This is a genomic window from Mesorhizobium sp. LNJC391B00 (assembly GCF_000502535.1).
In the GTDB taxonomy this organism is placed as follows: domain Bacteria; phylum Pseudomonadota; class Alphaproteobacteria; order Rhizobiales; family Rhizobiaceae; genus Mesorhizobium.
In genome coordinates this window covers 90079-110948 of record NZ_AYWI01000014.1, presented here as the reverse complement: position 1 = coordinate 110948, position 20870 = coordinate 90079, and the positions used below count along the sequence as shown (strand labels likewise).

18 protein-coding genes and 1 pseudogene are annotated in these 20870 nt (G+C 62.7%); 6 read left to right on the top strand and 13 right to left on the bottom strand.

Features of this window, described 5'->3' with window-relative positions; genetic code table 11:
- Nucleotides 1-93: 93 nt before the first annotated feature.
- Complete coding sequence (locus tag X750_RS139050; protein WP_023669120.1) at nucleotides 94-417, bottom strand: TfoX/Sxy family protein; 324 nt, start codon at nucleotides 415-417, stop codon at nucleotides 94-96.
- Between the two features lie 83 nt (nucleotides 418-500).
- On the opposite strand from X750_RS139050, the gene X750_RS139055 reads away from it, so the two are divergent.
- A complete protein-coding gene (locus X750_RS139055; RefSeq protein WP_023697559.1) occupies nucleotides 501-998 on the top strand; it encodes a GFA family protein in 498 nt (165 codons plus the stop codon).
- 149 nt (nucleotides 999-1147) lie between these two features.
- Here the strand turns inward: X750_RS139055 and sufA are convergent, their stop codons facing one another.
- From sufA to X750_RS139085, 7 genes and pseudogenes are all read right to left on the bottom strand, one after another.
- Complete coding sequence (gene sufA / locus X750_RS139060; protein ID WP_013532156.1) at nucleotides 1148-1528, bottom strand: Fe-S cluster assembly scaffold SufA; 381 nt, start codon at nucleotides 1526-1528, stop codon at nucleotides 1148-1150.
- Nucleotides 1529-1633: 105 nt separating this feature from the next.
- On the bottom strand, nucleotides 1634-1966 hold the full coding sequence (locus tag X750_RS139065; protein ID WP_023748561.1) for an SUF system Fe-S cluster assembly protein: 333 nt from the start codon (nucleotides 1964-1966) through the stop codon (nucleotides 1634-1636).
- Nucleotides 1967-1978: 12 nt separating this feature from the next.
- Nucleotides 1979-3220 (bottom strand): cysteine desulfurase, encoded by a 1242-nt coding sequence (locus tag X750_RS139070; RefSeq protein WP_023748560.1) that lies wholly within the window; start codon nucleotides 3218-3220, stop codon nucleotides 1979-1981.
- Nucleotides 3221-3357: 137 nt separating this feature from the next.
- Nucleotides 3358-4637 (bottom strand): annotated as a pseudogene (gene sufD / locus X750_RS01000000163370) (Fe-S cluster assembly protein SufD).
- 43 nt (nucleotides 4638-4680) lie between these two features.
- The gene (gene sufC / locus X750_RS139075; RefSeq protein WP_023748559.1) at nucleotides 4681-5436 is read right to left on the bottom strand and encodes a Fe-S cluster assembly ATPase SufC; all 756 of its coding nucleotides are present in this window, start codon (nucleotides 5434-5436) and stop codon (nucleotides 4681-4683) included.
- 29 nt (nucleotides 5437-5465) lie between these two features.
- Nucleotides 5466-6983, bottom strand: a complete 1518-nt coding sequence (sufB, locus tag X750_RS139080) for a Fe-S cluster assembly protein SufB (RefSeq protein ID WP_023684859.1) — start codon at nucleotides 6981-6983, stop codon at nucleotides 5466-5468.
- Between the two features lie 187 nt (nucleotides 6984-7170).
- Nucleotides 7171-8334, bottom strand: a complete 1164-nt coding sequence (locus tag X750_RS139085; protein WP_023748558.1) for a cysteine desulfurase family protein — start codon at nucleotides 8332-8334, stop codon at nucleotides 7171-7173.
- A 255-nt stretch (nucleotides 8335-8589) separates the two neighbouring features.
- Between X750_RS139085 and X750_RS139090 the strand changes: the two genes are divergently transcribed.
- Nucleotides 8590-9264, top strand: a complete 675-nt coding sequence (locus X750_RS139090; protein WP_023669128.1) for an alpha/beta hydrolase — start codon at nucleotides 8590-8592, stop codon at nucleotides 9262-9264.
- Between the two features lie 222 nt (nucleotides 9265-9486).
- Nucleotides 9487-10134 carry an FMN-binding negative transcriptional regulator gene (locus tag X750_RS139095; RefSeq protein ID WP_023748557.1) on the top strand — a complete coding sequence of 216 codons (648 nt, stop codon included), beginning with the start codon at nucleotides 9487-9489 and terminating at the stop codon, nucleotides 10132-10134.
- A 38-nt stretch (nucleotides 10135-10172) separates the two neighbouring features.
- Here the strand turns inward: X750_RS139095 and X750_RS139100 are convergent, their stop codons facing one another.
- The 4 genes from X750_RS139100 to X750_RS139115 form a co-directional block, all read right to left on the bottom strand.
- Nucleotides 10173-10904: a phosphatase PAP2 family protein gene (locus X750_RS139100; RefSeq protein ID WP_245271912.1), complete on the bottom strand. Its 732-nt coding sequence runs from the start codon at nucleotides 10902-10904 to the stop codon at nucleotides 10173-10175.
- A gap of 195 nt (nucleotides 10905-11099) precedes the next feature.
- The gene (locus X750_RS139105) at nucleotides 11100-12743 is read right to left on the bottom strand and encodes a glycosyltransferase family 39 protein (protein WP_023748555.1); all 1644 of its coding nucleotides are present in this window, start codon (nucleotides 12741-12743) and stop codon (nucleotides 11100-11102) included.
- A 39-nt stretch (nucleotides 12744-12782) separates the two neighbouring features.
- A complete protein-coding gene (locus tag X750_RS139110; RefSeq protein ID WP_023748554.1) occupies nucleotides 12783-13115 on the bottom strand; it encodes a lipid-A-disaccharide synthase N-terminal domain-containing protein in 333 nt (110 codons plus the stop codon).
- The gene (locus tag X750_RS139115; protein WP_023694104.1) at nucleotides 13108-13842 is read right to left on the bottom strand and encodes a glycosyltransferase family 2 protein; all 735 of its coding nucleotides are present in this window, start codon (nucleotides 13840-13842) and stop codon (nucleotides 13108-13110) included. The genes X750_RS139110 and X750_RS139115 overlap by 8 nt, the downstream gene beginning before the upstream one ends.
- A gap of 254 nt (nucleotides 13843-14096) precedes the next feature.
- Between X750_RS139115 and tyrS the strand changes: the two genes are divergently transcribed.
- Nucleotides 14097-15350 (top strand): tyrosine--tRNA ligase, encoded by a 1254-nt coding sequence (tyrS, locus tag X750_RS139120; protein WP_023669134.1) that lies wholly within the window; start codon nucleotides 14097-14099, stop codon nucleotides 15348-15350.
- Between the two features lie 17 nt (nucleotides 15351-15367).
- On the opposite strand, the gene X750_RS139125 is transcribed toward tyrS, so the two are convergent.
- Nucleotides 15368-18763, bottom strand: a complete 3396-nt coding sequence (locus X750_RS139125; RefSeq protein ID WP_023748553.1) for a DUF3971 domain-containing protein — start codon at nucleotides 18761-18763, stop codon at nucleotides 15368-15370.
- 162 nt (nucleotides 18764-18925) lie between these two features.
- On the opposite strand from X750_RS139125, the gene X750_RS139130 reads away from it, so the two are divergent.
- Nucleotides 18926-19393 carry a peroxiredoxin gene (locus X750_RS139130; protein ID WP_023684851.1) on the top strand — a complete coding sequence of 156 codons (468 nt, stop codon included), beginning with the start codon at nucleotides 18926-18928 and terminating at the stop codon, nucleotides 19391-19393.
- A gap of 162 nt (nucleotides 19394-19555) precedes the next feature.
- Nucleotides 19556-20839 carry a M23 family metallopeptidase gene (locus X750_RS139135; RefSeq protein WP_023690221.1) on the top strand — a complete coding sequence of 428 codons (1284 nt, stop codon included), beginning with the start codon at nucleotides 19556-19558 and terminating at the stop codon, nucleotides 20837-20839.
- Nucleotides 20840-20870 lie beyond the last annotated feature (31 nt).

Here is a 20870-nt window from a genome sequence, read left to right as displayed (position 1 = left end):
TAGCGAAGGCCAATGTGACAACTGATCTCCCCCCTTGCGGGGGAGATGTCCGGCAGGACAGAGGGGGGTGGGAAGAAACGCGGCGGTCCCGGTTCACTTCCCCGCCCTTCGTCCCGCCTCATACGCCCGGCGCGCCCACACCCTCATCTCGTCAGGATCATCAAACGCGTCGTCGGGAATGCTCCAGTACGGCATCGCGACCAGCTTGCCGTGGCGGGTGCCGGTATAGGTCCATTGCTTGCAGCCGGCGGCTTCGAAGTCGGGCGCGCTTTGCTCGTCAGCCTTGAGCAGCAATTCGCCGCGCAGCACGATGGCGACGATGACGCCGTCGAAATAGATACCCTTGCCGCCGAACAGTTTTCGGATACTGACCGGGCCGAGGCCTTCGAACAGTTCTTCGATGCGTTCATTGTCCATGCCGCAATCATGTCACCGGGCTTGCCATGGCTGCAACCAAAAACCATGCTGGCAAGTTGAGAGCCATCCGTCGGAGTTCTGTCATGCCGCTGCTGCTCAAGGGATCCTGCCGCTGCGATGCCGTCCATTTCGAGGTGGAGAGCAACACGCCGGTGCCGTTCATGCTGTGCTACTGCTCGATCTGCCGCAAGCAGCAGGGCGGCGGCGGCTTCGCCATCAATCTCGGCGCCGATTACAAGACGCTGAAAATCAAGGGCAAGCGCAATCTCGGCGTCTACCAGGCCGAGATCGCGGACGACGAGCATCCAAAGTGCGAGATTTCGACGGGCGAGCGCAATTTCTGCAAGAAGTGCGGTTCGGCGCTCTGGCTCTACGATCCGACATGGCCGGACCTGGTCCACCCCTTCGCCTCGGCAATCGACAGCGAGTTGCCGAAACCGCCGGAGAAGGTGCATCTGATGTTGAAATACAAGGCGAGTTGGGTCGAGCCGGTGATCGGCAAAAAGGACAAGGTCTTCGACGTCTATCCCGAGGAATCGATCGCCGACTGGCACAAGCGGACGAAGATGTGGGTGAAGTAAGCAGGGAGGCGCGGAGCGCGACTTCCGATGGTCAGCGCTGCCCCTCATCCGGCCCTTCGGGCCGTTCGTCATTCGAAAAGCCAAGCAATTGGCTTTTCGCCCGCTGCGCGGACCATTCCTCACCTCCCCGTGAACGGGGAGAAGGAAGATCAGGCCGAAGCGCGCGCCTCAGCCAGCGCCTTCAGGTCGGCGGGCTTCAGTTCGACGGATTCGCCGCAGCCGCAGGCCGAACTCTGGTTCGGGTTGTGGAAGGTGAAGCCGGTGCGCAGCGTGGTCTGCTCGAAATCCATCTCGGTGCCGAACAGGAAAAGGGCAGCCTCGGGCGCGACATAGACATGCGCGCCGTCGCGTTCGATATGGTCGTCCTTGGTATTGGGCTCGGTCACCAGGTCGACCGTGTATTCCATGCCGGCGCAGCCGCCCTTCTTGATGCCGAGGCGAATGCCATGCGCATTGTCGCGCGTGGCGACGATCTCGCGCACCCGGTCGGCGGCCTTTTCGGTCATCGTGATGACGGCGAAGCGTCCCATTCTTTTTCCTCTTCCATTCCATGCAGGTTCAAGGCCTGCCGAATGATTCCTCACCTAAAATGGTGAAGTTTTACCACTGGTGCAAGTGCACCAACCTCAGTCAACCTAGTACCAGCCCACCGCCACCTGCGCCTCTTCCGACATGCGGTCGGGCGACCAGGGCGGGTCGAAGGTCATGTTGACCTCGACGCCGGAGACGCCTTCGACGGCGCCGACGGCGTTTTCCACCCAGCCGGGCATTTCGCCGGCCACCGGACAGCCGGGCGCGGTCAGCGTCATGTCGATCTTGACCGCGCGGTTGTCCTCGATGTCGATCTTGTAGATGAGGCCGAGCTCATAGATGTCGGCCGGTATTTCCGGGTCATAGACCGTCTTCAGCGCCGAGACGATGTCGTCGGTCAGCCGCGCCANCAGACGTGTGCTCTTCCGATCTGTCATCCAAAGAACCTGTCACCCGAAGAACTTGCGCGCTTTTTCCAGCGCATCGGCCAAAGCGTCGACTTCGGCCCTGGTATTATACATGCCGAACGATGCCCTGCATGTGGAGGTTACGCCAAAGCGTTTCAACAGCGGCTGGGCGCAATGGGTGCCCGCGCGGACGGCAACACCTTGCCTGTCTATCACCATCGACACGTCATGGGCATGAATGCCCTGCAATTCGAAGGAAATGATGGCGCCCTTGTCCGGCGCGTCGCCGAAGATGCGCAGCGAGTTGATGGCGCGCAGCCGCTCGTGCGCGTAGGTCTTGAGGTCGGCCTCGTGCGCGGCGATGCGCTCGCGGCCGATCTTTTCCATGTATTCCAATGCTGCACCCAGCCCGATCGCCTGGACGATCGGCGGCGTGCCGGCCTCGAAGCGGTGCGGCGGCTCGTTGTAGGTGACGACGTCTTCCGTCACTTCCTCGATCATCTCGCCGCCGCCCATGAAAGGGCGCATGGCCGAGAGAATATCCTTCTTGCCGTAGAGCACGCCGATGCCGGAGGGCCCGTAGACCTTGTGGCCGGTGAAGACGAAGAAATCGCAATCGAGGTCCTGGACGTCGATCGGCATGTGCACGGCGCTCTGGCTGCCGTCGACAAGTACGGGAATTCCACGCGAATGCGCGATGCGCACGATCTCCTTGATCGGCGTCACCGTGCCCAGCGCGTTCGACATATGCGTGATGGCGACGAGCTTGGTCTTGTCGGTCAGGCGCTTTTCGAATTCCTCGATGCGGAAGATGCCGAGATCGTCGACCGGCACCCAGACCAGCTTGGCGCCCTGCCGCTCCCGGATGAAATGCCACGGCACGATGTTGGAGTGGTGCTCCATGATCGACAGAACGATCTCGTCGCCCGCGCCGATATTGGGCATGCCATAGCCGTAAGCGACGGTGTTGATCGCCGCGGTCGTGTTCGAGGTGAATACGATGTTGTCGGTGCTTGGCGCGTTGAGGAAGCGGCGCACCGTCTCGCGCGCCTTCTCGTAGGCGTCGGTCGCGGCATTGGACAGGAAATGCAGGCCGCGATGGACGTTGGCGTATTCCTGGGAATAGGCGTGCTGGATCGTATCCAGCACCACCTGCGGCTTCTGTGCCGAGGCGCCATTGTCGAGATAGACCAGCGGTTTGCCGTAGACTTCGCGCGACAGGATCGGGAAGTCGCGGCGGATCGCCTCGACGTCGTAGGGGGTGGTTTCGAGTTTCTGGTCCATTACAAGCTCTCTTGAGGCAACGCCTCACTCCGTCACTCGCCCCTCATCCGACCGAGCTTCGCTCGGCCACCGCCCGGGGCGAGTCACTTGCCTCGCCCGTCCTTCGGACCCCACAAGGGGAGAAGGGAAAGAGGTGCTTACCCATGGGCCACGAACCAGTCGTCCAGCCTTGTTTCCAGGGCCTCGACGATGGTTTCGTCGTCCAGTTCCTCGATCACTTCGGCGACGAACGCCTTGACCAGCAGGCCACGGGCGCTCTTCTCGTCGATGCCNCGTCGATGCCGCGCGCCATCAGGTAGAACAGATGGTTGTGGTCGATCTCGGTAACGGTCGCGCCGTGGCCGCAGATGACGTCGTCGGCGAAGATTTCCAGCTCCGGCTTGGTCGAGAACTCGCCATCATCCGACAAAAGCAGCGTGTTGCAGGCCATCTTAGCGTTGGTCTTCTGCGCGTATTGGTGGACGTTGATGCGGCCCTGGAAGACGCCGCGCGCCTTGCCGGTCACCACATTGCGGATCACTTCCGTCGATGTCGTATGCGGCACGGCATGGTCGAGCACCATGGTCACGTCGGTGTGGGTGTCGCCGGCCAGAAGGTTGATGCCGCGCAATTTGAAATCGGCGCCTTCGCCCGTGGTCTTCACCACGATCTCCTGGCGCACAAGCTTGCCGCCGGCATTCATGAAGAACAGCGTCAGCTTCGAATTCTTGCCGAGATGCGCCTTGAACTGCGCCAGATGGGTGGCCGTTTCCGGCTGTTCCTGGATGATCAGCCAGGTCACCTCGGCGCCCTCGCCCAACACCAGCTGGCTGACGGAGCTGGCCAGAGCCGCGCCCTCGCCCGCCTGACGCTCGACGATCGCAGCCTTGGCGCCGGCGCCGACACGCACGGGAAAGCGCACATGGGTCTGTCCGCCGGCTTGCAGGTTCTGCAATTCGATCGGCTTTTCCAGTGCTGCGCCATCGGCGACGTCGACGAAATAGCCGTCGGCGACGAAAGCAGTGTTCAGCGCGCCGATGGCGTCATCGCTGCCATAGGGGTCGAGGCCGGGCGCAATCGAGCCGTCGGTCAGCTTTTCCGACAGGCGCTGGACGGTCACGCCTTCGATGGCAGGGAATTTCGCACTCGAGACGCCGTTCAGAACTGCCAGCACGGCGGAACCTTCGACGATGGGCGCCAGCCCCTTGGCGGCGGCCGTCGGATCGAACGCCGGCACCGCAGTCAACAGCCGGCGCAGGTCAGTGTAATGCCAGGATTCGATGCGCCGCGTCGGCAGCCCGTGCTTGATTGCCTCAATGGCGTCGTCGCGCTTCAGCATCACCGCGCCGTCGCCCGGCAGCAGCGACAGCCGCTCGCCGAAAGCGTCGATCAACGCCGTTTCGGCCTGTGTGCGCTGGGGTTGTGTATGCATATTCATCAGTTTTGCCCCGCCTTTCAGCATAAAATGGCCTTCTGGCATCTCACGCGGCTTCGCCGATCACGCCGGCATAGCCATTGGCTTCGAGATCGAGCGCCAGGGACTTGTCGCCGGACTTGATCACCTGGCCCTTGTATAGGACGTGCACGCTATCGGGCACGATGTGCTCGAGCAGGCGCTGGTAGTGGGTGATGACGATGATGGCACGGTCGGGCGAACGCAGCGCGTTGACGCCGTCCGAGACGATCTTCAGCGCATCGATGTCGAGGCCGGAATCGGTCTCGTCGAGCACGCAGAGCTTTGGCTCCAGCAGCTTCATCTGCAGGATCTCGGCGCGCTTCTTCTCGCCGCCGGAAAAGCCGACATTGAGCGGCCGCTTGAGCATTGCCATGTCCATGTTGAGCGAGGCTGCCGCCTCTTTCACCCGCTTCAAAAATTCCGGGATCTTCAGCGGCTCCTCGCCGCGCGCTTTGCGCTGCTCGTTCATCGCCACCTTCAGGAATTCCATGGTCGCGACACCCGGTATCTCCATCGGATACTGGAAGGCGAGGAAGATGCCCGCGGTGGCGCGCTCGGCCGGGTCCATTTCGAGGATCGACTGGCCGTTATAGAGGATGTCGCCTTCGGTGACCTCATAGTCCTCGCGGCCGGCGAGGATGTAGGACAGCGTCGATTTGCCCGAGCCGTTCGGGCCCATGATGGCGGCGACCTCGCCGTTTTTCACCGTCAGGTTCAGGCCGCGGATGATCTCGGTGCCGTCATCGACGATGCGGGCATGCAGATTCTTGATCTCAAGCATTTTTTCTTTCCTGGATATATATTGTCCGGTCAGCCGACCGAGCCCTCGAGGCTGATGCCGATAAGCTTCTGCGCTTCGACCGCGAACTCCATCGGCAGCTGCTGGATGACATCCTTGACGAAGCCGTTGACGATCAGCGCGATCGCCTCTTCCTCGGGGATGCCGCGCTGCATGACGTAGAATTTCTGGTCCTCCGAAATCTTCGACGTCGTCGCCTCATGCTCGAACTGCGCCGTCGAATTCTTGGCTTCCATGTAGGGCACGGTGTGCGCGCCGCACTGGTCGCCGATCAGGAGACTATCGCAATTGGTGAAATTGCGGGCGTTGGTCGCCTTGCGGTGCGCCGAGACCTGGCCGCGATAGGTGTTCTGCGAGAAGCCGGCGGCGATGCCCTTGGAGATGATGCGGCTCGACGTGTTCTTGCCGAGATGGATCATCTTGGTGCCGCTATCGACCTGCTGGTAGCCGTTCGACACGGCGATCGAATAGAACTCGCCGGAGGAATCGTCGCCGCGCAGGATGCAGCTGGGATATTTCCAGGTGATCGCCGAACCGGTCTCGACCTGCGTCCACGAGATCTTCGAACGGTCGCCGCGGCAGTCGCCGCGCTTGGTGACGAAATTGTAGATGCCGCCCTTGCCCTCGGCATCGCCGGGGTACCAGTTCTGCACCGTAGAATATTTGATCTCGGCATCGTCGAGCGCCACCAGTTCGACGACGGCGGCATGCAGCTGGTTCTCGTCGCGCTGCGGCGCCGTGCAGCCTTCGAGATAGGAGACGTAAGCTCCCTCCTCGGCGATGATCAGCGTGCGCTCGAACTGGCCGGTGTTCTTCTCGTTCATGCGGAAATAGGTCGACAGCTCCATCGGGCAGCGCACGCCCTTGGGCACGAAGACGAACGAGCCGTCGGTGAAGACAGCCGAATTCAGCGTGGCGTAGAAATTGTCGGATGTCGGCACGACCGAGCCGAGATATTTCTGCACCAGCTCCGGATGCTCGCGGATGGCTTCCGAGATCGAGCAGAAGATGACGCCGGCCTGCGCCAGTTCCTTCTTGAACGTGGTGACGACGGAAACGGAATCAAACACCGCGTCGACGGCGACACGGCCCGATTTGTAGACGTTGTCGCTGGGCTCCTCGAGATCGGAGACGTCGGTTTTCTGCACGCCGGCGAGGATTTCTTGTTCCCGCAGCGGAATGCCGAGCTTCTCGTAGACCTTCAACAGCTCGGGATCGACGTCGCTCAGCGAGGTCGGGCCGGGCGTGCTCTTGGGCGCCGCGTAGTAATAGAGGTCCTGAAAATCGATCTTCGGATAATGGACGCGCGCCCAGGTCGGCTCTTCCAGCGTCAGCCAGCGCCGATAGGCTTCCAGACGCCATTCCAGCATCCAGGACGGTTCATCCTTCTTGGCCGAGATGAAGCGAATAATGTCTTCGCTCAGGCCCTTGGGGGCCTTGTCCATCGCGATCTCTGTCTGGAATCCGTATTTGTACTGGTCGACGTCGATCTTTCGGACCCGATCGATCGTGTCCTGCACAGCAGGCATAAGCGTTCTCCATCCACGCCGGGGTCAAGGCCCGACAGTTTTCAAACTATGGCATCGCCAGGGCTGCCCATGAGGCGCAGAAGGCGGCGTAAGTTTCATATAGTGCGTCTCGGCCGGGAATTCACCCGGCCACTTGCAAACGCACGGCTCTACCAGGCCGCGAGGGCCTGAATTCTTTGTCGCCGCCTCAGGCGGCTTGTTCCCTGGCCGCCCGGCGCTGGGCAATACCAGCCAGCGCAGCACGGAACAGTTCGATATCCCCGGCACTCGTTGCGTGGCCGATGGACACGCGCAAAGCGCCGAGGCTGTCGCCGTAACCCATGGCTTTCAGCACATGGCTCGGCCCGACCTTGCCCGACGAACAGGCCGATCCCGCCGACAGCGCCACGCCAGCCAGATCGAACGCGATCTGCGCCGTCTCGGCCTTGATGCCGGGAATAGCGAAGAATGTCGTATTGGCAAGCCTTGGCGCGCCGGTTCCGAAGATTTCTGCGTCCGGCACCAGCGTTTTGAGTGTTTTCTCGACCTCGCCGCGGCGTTGCGCGATCGCTTCGACGTCTTTCAGTCCAGCCAAAGCCTGCCGCGCCGCGGCGCCAAAGCCGGCGATGGCCGCCAGGTTTTCGGTGCCGCCGCGATGGCCCTTTTCCTGGCGGCCGCCATTGATCAGCGGCTTCGGCATCATCAGATCGGCTGCCGCAACGACGGCGCCGACACCCTTGGGGCCGCCGATCTTGTGCGAAGACAGAATCAAATAGTCGGCGTAAGCCGCTGACATATCGATGGGAACACGGCCCGCAGCCTGCACCGCGTCGACCACCAGAATGCCGCCCGCCGCCTTGACGATCGCGGCGATGGCTTCAATGGGCTGGATGACGCCGGTCTCGTTGTTGGCCGCATGGATCGCGACCAACGGCAGGCCTTCGGCCTTGTCATGCGCGGCCAGAGCGGCTGTCAGCTGAGCGAGCACAGCGATACCATCGGCGTCGACGCCGATCCGCGAAACCTGTGTTGCCGGGAAGCGGCCGCCGTTCAACAGGCAAGGGTGGTCGGCCTCGCAGACATAGAGCTGGCTCATGCGCACCGTGCCACGGCCCATCCGCCAATCCGGCGTCAGCAGCGTCGATGCGGCTTCCGTCGCGCCCGAGGTGAAGACGACATGCTCGGCCTTGGCGCCGACAAGTGCTGCCACATCGCGCCGGGCAGTGTCGATCAGGCGCCGCGCCGCGCGCCCCTCGGCATGCACCGACGACGGATTGGCGACGAGATCGAGCGCGGCAATCATCGCCTCGCGCGCCTCGGCAATGAGCGGCGCGCTGGCATTGTAGTCGAGATAGGCGCGTGCTGCGGCCATTTTCACCCAATCGATCCCGTCAAGACCCTTTCCGCAAGGATAGCGCGTTATTTCCTTGAAATTGCAAGGCAAGACGTCCTATTTACGCGGCTTGCGGCGAGGATGGCCGGGCCGTCACGGCTGGCTATCCAGTTTTGAACAATTCTAAACTAGCTTCTAAGAAGACGCTTGCCCTGCGTCAAGGCCCGGAAGGGCTGGGGCTGGAGTAAGAATTGTTCCGGGCGCCGCGCATTCGTATGCCATTTGGAGTATTTCATGCCTGAGGTCATTTTCACCGGTCCGGCCGGCCGCCTGGAGGGCCGCTACCAGCCTTCCAAGGAGAAGAGCGCGCCGATTGCCATCGTGTTGCATCCGCATCCGCAATTCGGCGGCACGATGAACAACAAGATCGTCTATGACCTCTTCTACATGTTCCAGAAGCGCGATTTCACCACGCTTCGCTTCAACTTCCGCGGCATCGGCCGCAGCCAGGGCGAATTCGACCACGGCACCGGCGAATTGTCGGATGCCGCCGCAGCGCTCGACTGGGTGCAGTCGCTGCATCCGGATTCCAAGAGCTGCTGGGTGGCCGGTTATTCCTTCGGCTCCTGGATCGGCATGCAGCTTCTGATGCGCCGGCCCGAGATCGAGGGCTTCATCTCGATCGCGCCCCAGCCCAACACCTATGATTTCTCGTTCCTGGCGCCCTGCCCGTCATCGGGTCTTATCATCCATGGCGATGCCGACAAGGTGGCGCCGCCCAAGGATGTGCAGGGCCTGGTCGACAAGCTGCACACGCAAAAGGGCATCACCATCACGCAGAAGACCTTGCCAGGCGCCAACCACTTCTTCGCCAACGACGCCGATCTGCTGCTCGAGGAATGCGCCGACTATCTCGACCGACGGCTGGCCGGCGAATTGTCCGATCCGCGGCCGAAGCGGCTGCGCTAAGAGCAATTCCAGGAAAAGTGTAAACGGGTTTTCCGTCCGGAATTGCGTCAAAACAAAAACTCCCGGTCCGATGCCGTCACAGTCGTGCCCATCATGGGCGCGACAACGCCATTTCGGCTGATCCAAACGGTGAAGCCAGCCTGACATGTGGCGCGGCTCGGCTGAACGGTGCACAATGCCGGTTCAGCCAGCGCAAGAAGGCATGACCGATCATGNCCGATCATGTACCAGCCTCCCCATTTCCAGGAAACGCGGCCGGACGTCCTGCACGGGCTGATCCGGACGCATCCGCTGGGGTTGCTGATCTCCAACGGCGCCGATGGCCCGGTCGCTAATGCCATTCCCTTCCTGCTTGATGCCGAGGTTGGGCCGAATGGCCGGCTGCGCGCCCATCTGGCCAGGGCCAACCCGCAATGGCGTCAGCTGGCCGACGATCCGACATCGCCGGTGCTGGTCGTCTTCCAGGGCGCCGACGCCTACGTGACGCCGTCCTGGTACGAGACCAAGCGCGAGACCGGCAAGGTCGTGCCGACCTGGAACTACGCCATTGTCCAGGTGCGAGGAACCGTCAGAGTGATCGAGGATTCCGCCTGGATCGCACAGCAGATCACCGAGCTGACGCTGTCACAGGAAGGCGCCCGCGAGGCACCCTGGGCGGTGACCGATGCGCCGCCGACCTTCATCCAGTCGCAGATCAAGGGCATCATCGGGCTTGAGATCGAGATCGCCGAAATCAGCGGCAAGTGGAAAGTCAGCCAGAACCGGCCCGTCGCCGACCGCGTCGGTGTCGCCGAAGGGCTGGAGAAGGAAGCCGCCGGCGCGCCTGACATGGCTCGGCTGGTGCGGAGTTGGGGTGGCATCGACAGCTAGCTGGGGTGGTCTTAGATGGTTCCAAAGGCGTCAGCAATTCAGTTGCTTGCCGGCGCTGCTCCAATGCCGAAATTCGTCTGTCTCGGCGCATCGTTTTGGTTTGGTTTGCGAGCCCGACGGAATAGGCGGAACGTAGTTTTTGCCACCGGCAACCCCGACGCCGTGTAGCGGAAGATACATCCCAGCCGGCCAAGCACCATCGCGCAGACGATGGCAACAGCACAGCCAAGGCCGAATCCGGCGACAGTGTCGCTCGGGTAGTGCGCGCCGATAAAGATCCGGGTCGATGCGACCGACAAGGTTGCTGCCAGCAGCACCCATCTGCGCTGGGGCAACAACAGCAGTGCAATGCCGAAAATGACGCCCATGGTCGTGGCATGGCCGGACGGGAAGCTGGCAAAGCGCGCCTCCAAGGAAAAAGGATGCAGCGACAGATCGCCGAGCTTGTCGAAATTCATCGGCCTGGCTCTGCCCACGCCATATTTCAGCACGTTGACGACCATGGCCGAGAGTGCGATCGAACCCAGCACCATGAAAGCAAAGCAGGTCCAGTTGTAGAAGGTCATCCGCGCGCGCCGGGAAAGGCTGCGCCAATCCGTCAGATTCGCGGCAATCAGCACCAGTACCGACGGGACAAGATACCATCCGCCTAGGCCGAAGAAGGTAAAAAACTCGGCGATGCGGAAGACATTGGTCGAGCCTGAAGCCCACTGCCTCGCCATGGTCCCTCCAAGATGGTCGAAACGGAGCGACACCGCGATCGTCAGCAAAAGCCAGGCCAAAACCCAGACCGACCACAGGATTTTCGGGTAGCGCGCCGGGCGCGTCGCCAGGCGATGCCGTACAATCCCGAAGGTATCGCGGAAATTAGCGACAGACTGCCGGAGCATGGCAGGCAAAGCGGCACGCGCCGGCGATGGCGACTTCATCAACATGCGGAGCTCGGCGCGATCATTGAAGAGCTATCAGTTCGCCACACGGTACAGGCCGAGCGACAGTTTATCACCTGACGAATAGTTGATGCCGTCGATCTCGGCGACGCGGCTGGCCTTCTTGCCTTGCCCTGCCAGCAGGTCATCCAGCCGTTTTTCATCGCCGACCGGCGCCAGGCCCAGCGCGCAGGCCGGATCGCCAAGCAGATGTTGCGCAACCCCGTCGACATCGGTCAGTACCGTCTTTGTGCCCACCAGAAATACCAGGCTCGGTTCGTGATATTGCGCGGAGGCGAGCACGCTCATCTCACAGGGACGATCGGCGCGAACCGCCGCCTCGATTTCCCGACTCATCCAAATCGGTTTCAGTGACGGCACGATGACACCGAACAGCAGGGCGTAGGTTATACCGGCGCAAACCGCAGCCCCGCCGATGCGGACCAGCGGCACCAGCGTCTGGCGCGAAACAGCGAGGTAGCCGGCGCCCAATGCTGCCGCGGCGGCCGGAACGCTCCACCATAAAAATGTCTTCATGAGATAGATCGGCGCACCGACGCAAAGCACGGCGAGACCGACTGTCACCAGAACGGTGCCGAATGCGGTCGCCCACCACAGCCATGTCTGCCAGCGCCTGAGCGGCGCATTTGCCTCTTGCGGCGTCAGCGTCAAAAGCCAGCCGATGAGCAGGGCCATGCCGGGATAGGCCGGCAGCACATAATGCGGCAGTTTCGTCGGGATCAATTCGAAGACGAGCCAGAACGGAACGTACCAGGCGAGGCAGAAACGCAGGCGCGGATCGTCGCGCAATCGGTTGAGCGCCTGCAGTCCGGCGCCGAGCGCCACAAGGCCGAACGGCCACATGAACAGGCAATAGGTCAGCATGTAGAAGCCCGGCGGAACGCCGTGCGACTCCTCGCCTTGCGCGACCTTGCCGAGCATATCCTTGCCGACGGCCTGCTGCAGGAAGGCGCCGTTGCTCTTCCAGGTGATGAGGGCGAGCCAAGGCAGCACGATCAACAGCACCAGAATCAGCCCACGCCCGGCTTTCAGCCTCGCCAGCCAGCGCCAGTCGCGCTCGAAAGCAACCAGCGTGAGCACCGTCAGCGCCGACAGCAGCGGTGCAATCGGCCCCTTGATGAGGATCGCCGCGCCCTGCGCAGCCCAGAAAATCCACGGCAGATGGCCGGCGACAGGCTCGTCGCGGCGCGATGCCAGATAAATCTGCGCCAGCGCGCCTTGCGCCAGAACGCAGCAGGCAAGCAGCATCGCGTCGGTCTTGGCGTCACGGCCTTCGAAGGCGGTGGCGAAAATCGCCGCCATGACCAGGCCGGCGGCAAGACCGGCATTGGCGCCGAACAGATTGGCCCCGGTCCAGGCGATTGCGACGACGGCGATGGCGATGCCCAGCGCCGAGATCAGCCGGTAAATCCAGATCGGCGCCTGTGCCCCCTCGCCGCTCAGCGTGACCGCCGCCGATTGCAGCCAGTAGATGCCGATCGGCTTTTGGTAGCGCGACGCGTCCTGGAAGCGGATGTCGACATAGTCGCCGGTCTCCGTCATCTGCTTGGTCGCCTGGACGAAGCGCGGCTCGTCGCGGTCGAGCGGCGGCAAAGAGGCCAGTCCCGACGCCGTCATCATCAGGCTGAACAGGAAGAGAAAGATGTAGTTCCTGCTCATTTCGACACCGGACAGACTGAATTTGGCGGGACTGGTGGCTCAGTCGACCTTGGTCATCGCCGCCTTGCGCTCATTGGCGATGAGCCATAAATTTCTGACATAGATCACCATGCCCATGGCCTGGCCGGCGATGAACACCGGATCCTCACGCTGGATGGCGTAGACGAGCAGCAGCCCGCCGCCGAACAGCGAGAAGAACCAGAAAGCGATCGGCACGACGCTGCGCTTGGCCTTTTCCGAAGCGATCCACTGCACCAGGAAGCGCATGGTGAAGAAGAACTGGGCAACGAAGCCGAGCAGAACCCAGGCGTCGAACTGCTTGACGAAAACCTGGTGCAGCCAGATCGCCAATTCCTGAAACACGTTAGCCATGCGTGATTTCCTCTACCTTTGGCATTCTGCGGCGCCGGCGCCGAAGCCACCAAACGCCGGCGAGATCGAGCGCGCCCTGCAGGCCGCGATCGAAGATGCCGTAATTCGACTTGCCGTGGCGGCGGGAGCGGTCGACGACGTCGCAATGGACGACGCGGTAGCCTTCCTGGATGACAAGCGCCGGAACGAAACGATGCGTACCGTCGAAAAACGGCAGTTTGCGCAAGATATCGGTGTGGATCGCCTTCAAGCCGCAGCCAGTGTCGCGGGTGTCGTCATGCAGGATCGCGCCGCGCAGCCAGTTGGCGAAACGCGATGCCAATTGCTTGATCTTGCTGTCGCGGCGCTTCAACCGCTGCCCCTGCGCGGCGCCGAAATCGGGCCCTGCCCGACGCAGCGCATCGACCAGCACGGGGATATATTGCGGGTCGTTCTGGCCGTCGCCGTCGATGGTGGCGATTATCGAGCCGCGCGCCGCCCAGGCGCCCGAGCGCACCGAAAGCGACTGGCCGGCGGATTTTTCGTGCCGAAGCTGCCGAAGCGGAAACGGACGTGTGGCGGCTTCAGCGGCAAGCACCGAAGCGGTGTCGTCAGTCGAACCGTCATTGACAACGATGATTTCGAAGTCGCGCCCGGTCATCGCCGCCTCGATCTCGTCGATCAGCAGCGGCAGGTTCGCCGCCTCGTTGCGGCAGGGAATGACGATGGATATCAATGCGTCCGGCATATCGCGTCGGGCTCTGTCACAAGATATGGCATTCGGTGGATGCCGTGCGGTGCCGTTCCAGCGGATCGAACCCGTTGGCGCGGCGCCTCATTACGCCAGCCGACAGGATGAAGCAAGCATGCGCGGCAGTGCAGAATAGGCTGTCCATGCCGGCGCAAAATCGGAAACCACTTTTGCTTGACGCGCTTGGATGCTAAACGCCCGCGTTCAGGCCATGCCGGGCCGTTCGGACCCGGCGCTTTCAGGAAGAAACAATGCCCGCCTTCAAGTCCGATTTCCTGCGCGTCATGAGCGAGCGCGGCTTCATCCACCAGATTTCGGATGAGACCGGGCTGGATCAACTTTTCGCGAAGGAAACCGTGACCGCCTATGTCGGCTACGACGCCACGGCGACCAGCCTGCACATCGGCAATCTGATATCGGCGACCATGCTCTACTGGATGCAGGAGACCGGCCACCGGCCGATCGCACTGATGGGCGGCGGCACCTCGATGATCGGCGACCCGTCCTTCCGTGACGACCAGCGCAGCCTTTTGACGCCCGAGGCGATCGCCACCAACATCGAGGGCATCAAGCGAATTTTTGGCCGCATCCTGCGCTTCGGCGACACTGGCAACGACGCCATCATGGTCAACAATGCCGACTGGCTGATGAAGCTCAACTATGTCGAGTTCCTGCGCGATGTCGGCCGCCACTTTTCGGTCAACCGGATGCTGACCTTCGACAGCGTCAGGCTGCGGCTCGAGCGCGAACAGTCGCTGTCCTTCCTCGAATTCAACTACATGATCCTGCAAGGCTATGATTTCGTCGAGCTCAGCCGCCGCCACGACTGCCGGCTGCAGATGGGCGGTTCGGACCAGTGGGGCAACATCATCAACGGCGTCGATCTCGGCCACCGCATGGGCACGCCGCAGCTTTATGCGCTGACCACGCCGCTGCTGACGACATCGTCGGGCGCCAAGATGGGCAAATCGGCCAAGGGCGCGGTGTGGCTGAACGGCGACCTCTTCTCGCCCTATGATTTCTGGCAATACTGGCGCAACACCGAGGATGCCGACGTCGAGCGCTTCCTGAAGATCTTCACCCGGCTGCCGCTTTCGGAGATCGCGCGGTTGGCCGCCCTTGGCGGCTCGGAGATCAACGAGGCCAAGAAGGTGCTGGCCACAGAAACCACGGCCATCGTGCACGGCCGCGAGGCGGCGCTCGCGGCCGAGGAAACCGCGCGCAAGACGTTCGAGGAAGGCGTGACGGCCGAAACCCTGCCGAGCGTCGAGGTGGATGGCGCAGCGCTGGAAGCTGGCATCGGCATCCTGTCGCTGCTGGTCACCGCGGGCCTTGCCGGGTCGAACGGCGAGGCGCGCCGGCATATCCAGGGCGGCGCCGTGCGCCTCAACGACCAGCCGGTGGCGGACGACCGGCGGATGGTGACGCCTCAGGATTTGAGTCCGGAAAACGTCGCAAAGCTTTCAGTGGGCAAGAAAAAGCACGTGCTTGTGCGGCCTGCCTGAGCCGTCTTCTGGGATCCTCAGCGATACTCGAAGATCGACCGGAAAATGCCCGGCGCGATTACCGATAGCGGGTTGATGTCCAGCACCGGCTTGTTGGCGTTGCCCTTAAGCCGGTAGGTGACGCCGATCAGGCCTCGGTCGCGGCCGTTGCCGAGCAGAACGCCGACCAACGGCAACTCGCCGAAGATGCGGTTGAGGCCATAGGCCGGCATGAAGGTTCCGGTCATGTCCATATTGTTGTTCTGGTCGTAGAGCGTGCCTTGGAAGGTGGTGCCGATGCGCGGGCCGCGCAGCACGCCATTCGCCAATTTCAAATAGCCCGACCCCTTGTCGATCTCGGTAAAGCCGCGCTCGAACTTTACCCGCGAAGTGTCGATCTTGCCCTTGACCGCTTCGTTCAGGCTGCGGCTGTCGCCGGCTGGCGTAGTCGATACGATGGACGCAAGCTTCGGTTCATTGACGATGAAGAAGTTGCTCGAATCGACCTGTCCCCGCATCGGGCCGTCGGCTGCGCCGCTGAGCGCCAGCGTGATCGATCCGCCTTCCATATGCTCGTAGATGTTGAGGAAGCGCAATATGGCGCCTGCGTCGGCCGACTTCATGGTGAGCGCGCGAGCACCATTGCCTGCCGTATTGCTGATGGTGATGGCGGCGCCGGAACTTGCCGCGGCGCTGACCTTGAGCCTGTTCACCCTGGAGCCGGCGGCACTGTAGTCGAGCTTCAAATTGGACAGGACCTCGTCATGGAACCCGCTTAGCGAATTGACGTCGGCGCTAACCGAAACCGCGTCCGTGCCGGTGGTTTTGGTGGCGGTATCGACATCGGAGGTGAACTGCTTGATCAGCGAGCGGGCATCGAGCGCGTTGCCGCTGACATCGACTGCGAAGCCCTTGCCCGACCGCTTCACCGTCACGGCGACATCGTCGCCCCGGTTCAAGGCGACTTTGCTGAAGCGGGCCGAAGACAGCGCGCCCTTGACCAGGACGACATCGCCTTCGACCGAAAAGCTCTTTCCGTCGAGGTCGAAGTCGGACAGCGTCGTGGTATCGCCGGACTTGCTCATGGTAAAAGTGGCATTGGCGGCAATGCCCGGCCCCTTGCTCCAGCCTGCCCAGGGAATGTCCAGCCTGGCGCTCGTCAGGTCAACGTCGACGTTCTGGCTGCCGCCTTCGCCGCTCTTGTCGATTGTCACCTTGATGGTGCCGGAAATCAGCGGCGACAGGCCAGGCATGGCGATGGCGCGCGTCTTGTCGTCGAGCACAAGCGCCACCTTGCGGCTGCGCGGCGGCCCGCCATCCCTGAGCGGCTCGACCAGATCGAGCTCGNCGAGCTCGGCTGGAATGCCGTTCAGCCGCGCCTTGGCAGAGATCACCGCCTTGCCGGGCCCGACTTCGATCGAGCCGTCGGCATCGGTCACCATCTGGCCTTCGAACGGCTTGGCGAGCGACAGGTCCTTGTAGTCGAGCGATACCAGCCAATCGAGCTTCGACGTGTCGACGCCGGATTGCAACGGAATGTCGGCCTTGACGTGGCCGGTCACCGTGCCCGACAGGTCGTCCGACAAGATGCCGACATGGCGCATGGCGTTGATCGGTTCGTAGGAGGCAAGTTCGGCGATGGCCGGCGCCTCGCCGGCGACGTCGATGTCGAGCGCGCCGATCACCGGCGGGTGGTTTGCCGCCTTTACCGACAGTGTGCCATTGCTTGCCGCCACGGTGCGGCCGCTCGGCATATAGACGCTGCCCGACGACAGCGCGACGTCGACGTCGTTGCCGTGGAAGGAAACGACGCCGACGGCATCGCGTATCGGCGGGATGCGGCCGGCGGTGTCGAAACGCGAGCCCTCGACCTGGAAGCGGCCGAACACCTCGTCGGCCGAAAGCGGCACGCCGTTGCCGAGACGCCCCGGCACGACCTGGAACTGCAGGCTGGCATCGACGACGCGGCCGCCAAACAGGTTCTGAAGCACCCACAGCCGCGCGTTCTTGGCCGAGAACCAGGGCCACAATTGCTTGACGTGCGAGACCGCCATGTCGTGGACGTTGAGCGACACCGAGATACCCGGCGGTCCGTTGTCGATGAAGGAAACCGCAGCGGTTCCCAGCACTTCGCTCCCCGATCCCGACCTGATGCCGATCTGGTCGGCGACAAGCTTGCGGCTCTTGATCTGATAGACGCCGGCGATGCGGGCGAAGAAATTCAGCGCCGGCTCGGGCGATTCCGAAGGCGCCAGCGTCGAGCCGTCGCTGGTCAGGTCGTAACGATAGGAAGGCTCCTCGCCGGCCGCGCCGGTCGACGGCTTTGGCCCGATCGAGCCGGCGAAATTGAACGCCGAGCGCCCGGTCTTCAGAACCAGCCTGCCGACATCGATCTTGTTGGAGCCGGAGACAAGGGCGGCGTCGACATCGACATCGGCCGGCAACAGCCCGCGTGTGCCGAGGTCGAGCACCGAGCCGGTTAGCGACAGCGAGCCCGTCAGCCGCGAATCGGTCTCGCCCGAGCCTTCGGATCCGGTGAGCTTCAAAGCCATCGCGCCGGTTCGCCCGCCGGCCGCCGGCGTGGTCTCCGCGACATCCGCCATGTCGATGGCGGCGTTCAAGGCGGTGACGCGCATCGAGCTCGTATCGCGGGTGGCGGTGGCGGTGACGGTGAGCGCGCGGCCATCGACATCCGCCTCGGACGAGAACTCCATGCTGCCGGGGCCCGACTGCAGCACCGTGGCGTTGGCGATCGTGACCAGCTTGACCGATCCGGCCTCGGGCAGCTCGAACGCGACATTTTTGAGATCGATGCGGCGCATCGAATCCTCGCGCACGGCATCGAGTGCACGATTGACGTCACTGAAGACGGCGGCGGCCAGTTTTTCCGGATCGATGAGACCGTCTTGATTGCGCAGGCGCGCTGTCCAGTCGCCACCCGACGGCATTGCCGCGGTGACGATATGGGCGTCGGAAATCCTGGCGCTGGTCAGCCGAACCTCGCCCGAAAGCAGCGGGATCAACCGGATGCCGAAGCGGACGCGCCCGGCATCGGCCATCGGCTTGCCGTCGGCCGTCTCGACGCTGACATCCTTGACCTGCAGCGCAATGAAGCTCGATCCGTCAAGTGTCAGGCTGGCAGGACCGACGGCGACTTTGACGTCGAAACCGGCCAGTTTCTCGATCGCCGTTTCGGCTTCCAACCGCAGCCGTTCGTTGCCGATGCCGGTGGCGCCGATGACGTAGACGGCGGCCGCTGCCAGCAGCACAAGGGCTCCAATGCCGGCAAACAGCCGGGCAAGGATGCGAAAGCCGCGGCCGATCCGTGCCTTGCCGAGCGGCGGCACGCGGCAAGCGGACGGGAAAGCCCCCAGGTCGGTGATCTCGTCACGCCTGAACCGGATTTTCTCGTGCTGCGGTTCTTCCTGATCCACGCAATCTTCCGTTGTGCGAATTCGATCGTGGACGAATCCCCGCCCGACACTATAACGACGCAGGCTAGAGCATGATGCCGAAAAGTGTGAGGCGGTTTTCGGACGACATCATGCTCTATCTCTTTGATTTAGGGCCGCGTAACCTCAAACAAGGGCATCGATATGGCTGATCTCGACATTGGCGACGTTGCGCCGCAATTCGATCTTCCGCGCGACGGCGGCGGCTCACTCAGCCTTGCCTCGATGCGGGGGAAGCCTGTTGTACTTTATTTCTATCCGCAGGACGACACCACAAGTTGTACCAATGAGGCGATCAGCTTTTCGCAGCTGAAGCCGGAGTTCGAAAAGGCCGGCGCCGTGGTGATCGGCCTGTCGCCGGACAGCGTGAAGAAGCACGACAAGTTCAAAACGAAATACGATCTCACCGTCGACCTGGTTGCCGACGAGGAGCGCAAGGTGATCGAGGCCTACAATCTATGGGTCGAGAAGACGATGTATGGCCGCAACTATATGGGCGTCGAGCGGGCGACGTTCCTGATCGGCAAGGACGGGCGGATCGCCGGGATCTGGCGCAAGGTCCGGGTGAAAGGCCATGCCGAAGCAGTGCTGGAGGCGGTGCGCGCGCTTTGAGGCGCCACCGATCTGGCCAACGCCGCGCAGTGCATTGGGGCATAAGACATATGCGGGTGGCTGACACCGTTGGCCACTAGCGCGCCCGCGAACGGCAAAACTTTGTTAACCCTAATAATGTGTAATCGGGCTTCGTTGGTGTCGTAACGAAAGCTTGGTCCCGTGAACCTAACCGGTCAGTCAGCGGTCTTCGGCAGGCGCAAGGAGCCGCATACGGTCATCATTGCGCGGGGCAATGAAATACGACATTTCACCATCCGGCCGTGGCTCGTCGCCTTTCTCGGCTCGGCACTGGCGGCGATCGCCATCGGCTATCTCTTGGCGACCTCCTATCTCGTGCTGCGCGACGATCTGATCGGCGCCACCACGGCCCGGCAGGCGCGCATGCAGCAGGCCTATGAGGATCGCATCTCGGCGCTTCGCGCGCAGGTCGACCGCATCACCAGCCGCCAGCTTCTCGACCAGAAACTGATGGAGACCAAGGTCAGCGAATTGATCGAGCGGCAGAGCCAGCTCAGCCAGCGCCATGGCCGCCTCGGCCCGATTCTCGAGCGGGCCGAAAACGAGGTCGGGACGCCGCCAACCGCTGATGCCGCAGCGACAACAAAACCCGACGAACATGCCGAACTGACTGGCGGCGAGCCACTCGCCTATTCGGTCGCCAGCCTTGGTTCGGGCGACACCAGGCCATTCTCGCTGTGGTCGACACGTTCCGATCCGCTGCCCAGCGAAACGGCTGCGGACCGTGCCGACAAATTGTTCGTCTCGATCAATGATTCACTGAAGGCTATCGAAAGCCAGCAACTCACCCGCATCGAAACCCTGGCCGACAACGCCTACAAGAACGCCGATGCCATCACCCAGGCGCTGGAAGCGGCCGGTCTGCCGGTCGACAGTGATTTCGGCAAAAACGAAAGCGATGTCGGCGGACCGCTGATCCCGCTTGACAGCTCGATGATGTTCGACAGCAAGGTCAAGGAACTGGACGAGGCGCTGGATACGCTCGACCAGTTGAAGAAAGAGGCGCGGCGGCTGCCGCTCGCCAACCCGGCGCCGGGCCACTCCGTCACCAGCCCGTTCGGCGTGCGCACTGACCCCATCCTCGGCACCGCTGCCCTGCACTCGGGCATGGATTTCCGCGCGCCGGTCGGCATGGCAGCCAAGGTCACGGCGGCCGGAATCGTTACCAAGGCCGGCTGGAACGGCGGCTATGGCCGCATGGTCGAGGTCGATCACGGCAACGGCTTTGCCACGCGCTACGGCCATCTGAGCGAGATCGACGTTGCCGTCGGCCAAAAACTCGCAGCCGGCGACATCATTGGCAAAACCGGCAGCAGCGGCCGTTCGACCGGCCCGCACCTGCACTACGAAGTCCGCCACAATGGCGAGGCCATCGACCCGCTGCGCTTCCTGACCGTCGGCAAGAAGGTCGAGCAGTATCTGTAGGGTCAAGCCAGGCGGCTGGTTGCACGCCCCC

Excerpts from the sequence above, each read along its gene's own strand:
- X750_RS139115 (WP_023694104.1), bottom strand. The coding sequence starts at position 13,842 with ATGCCGGACGCATTGATATCCATCGTCATTCCCTGCCGCAACGAGGCG.
- X750_RS139105 (WP_023748555.1), bottom strand. The coding sequence starts at position 12,743 with ATGAGCAGGAACTACATCTTTCTCTTCCTGTTCAGCCTGATGATGACG.
- sufC (WP_023748559.1), bottom strand. The coding sequence starts at position 5,436 with ATGCTTGAGATCAAGAATCTGCATGCCCGCATCGTCGATGACGGCACC.
- X750_RS139090 (WP_023669128.1), top strand. The coding sequence starts at position 8,590 with ATGCCTGAGGTCATTTTCACCGGTCCGGCCGGCCGCCTGGAGGGCCGC.
- tyrS (WP_023669134.1), top strand. The coding sequence starts at position 14,097 with ATGCCCGCCTTCAAGTCCGATTTCCTGCGCGTCATGAGCGAGCGCGGC.
- X750_RS139110 (WP_023748554.1), bottom strand. The coding sequence starts at position 13,115 with ATGGCTAACGTGTTTCAGGAATTGGCGATCTGGCTGCACCAGGTTTTC.
- X750_RS139130 (WP_023684851.1), top strand. The coding sequence starts at position 18,926 with ATGGCTGATCTCGACATTGGCGACGTTGCGCCGCAATTCGATCTTCCG.
- sufA (WP_013532156.1), bottom strand. The coding sequence starts at position 1,528 with ATGGGACGCTTCGCCGTCATCACGATGACCGAAAAGGCCGCCGACCGG.
- X750_RS139050 (WP_023669120.1), bottom strand. The coding sequence starts at position 417 with ATGGACAATGAACGCATCGAAGAACTGTTCGAAGGCCTCGGCCCGGTC.
- X750_RS139070 (WP_023748560.1), bottom strand. The coding sequence starts at position 3,220 with ATGGACCAGAAACTCGAAACCACCCCCTACGACGTCGAGGCGATCCGC.
- sufB (WP_023684859.1), bottom strand. The coding sequence starts at position 6,983 with ATGCCTGCTGTGCAGGACACGATCGATCGGGTCCGAAAGATCGACGTC.
- X750_RS139055 (WP_023697559.1), top strand. The coding sequence starts at position 501 with ATGCCGCTGCTGCTCAAGGGATCCTGCCGCTGCGATGCCGTCCATTTC.
- X750_RS139085 (WP_023748558.1), bottom strand. The coding sequence starts at position 8,334 with ATGGCCGCAGCACGCGCCTATCTCGACTACAATGCCAGCGCGCCGCTC.
- X750_RS139095 (WP_023748557.1), top strand. The coding sequence starts at position 9,487 with ATGTACCAGCCTCCCCATTTCCAGGAAACGCGGCCGGACGTCCTGCAC.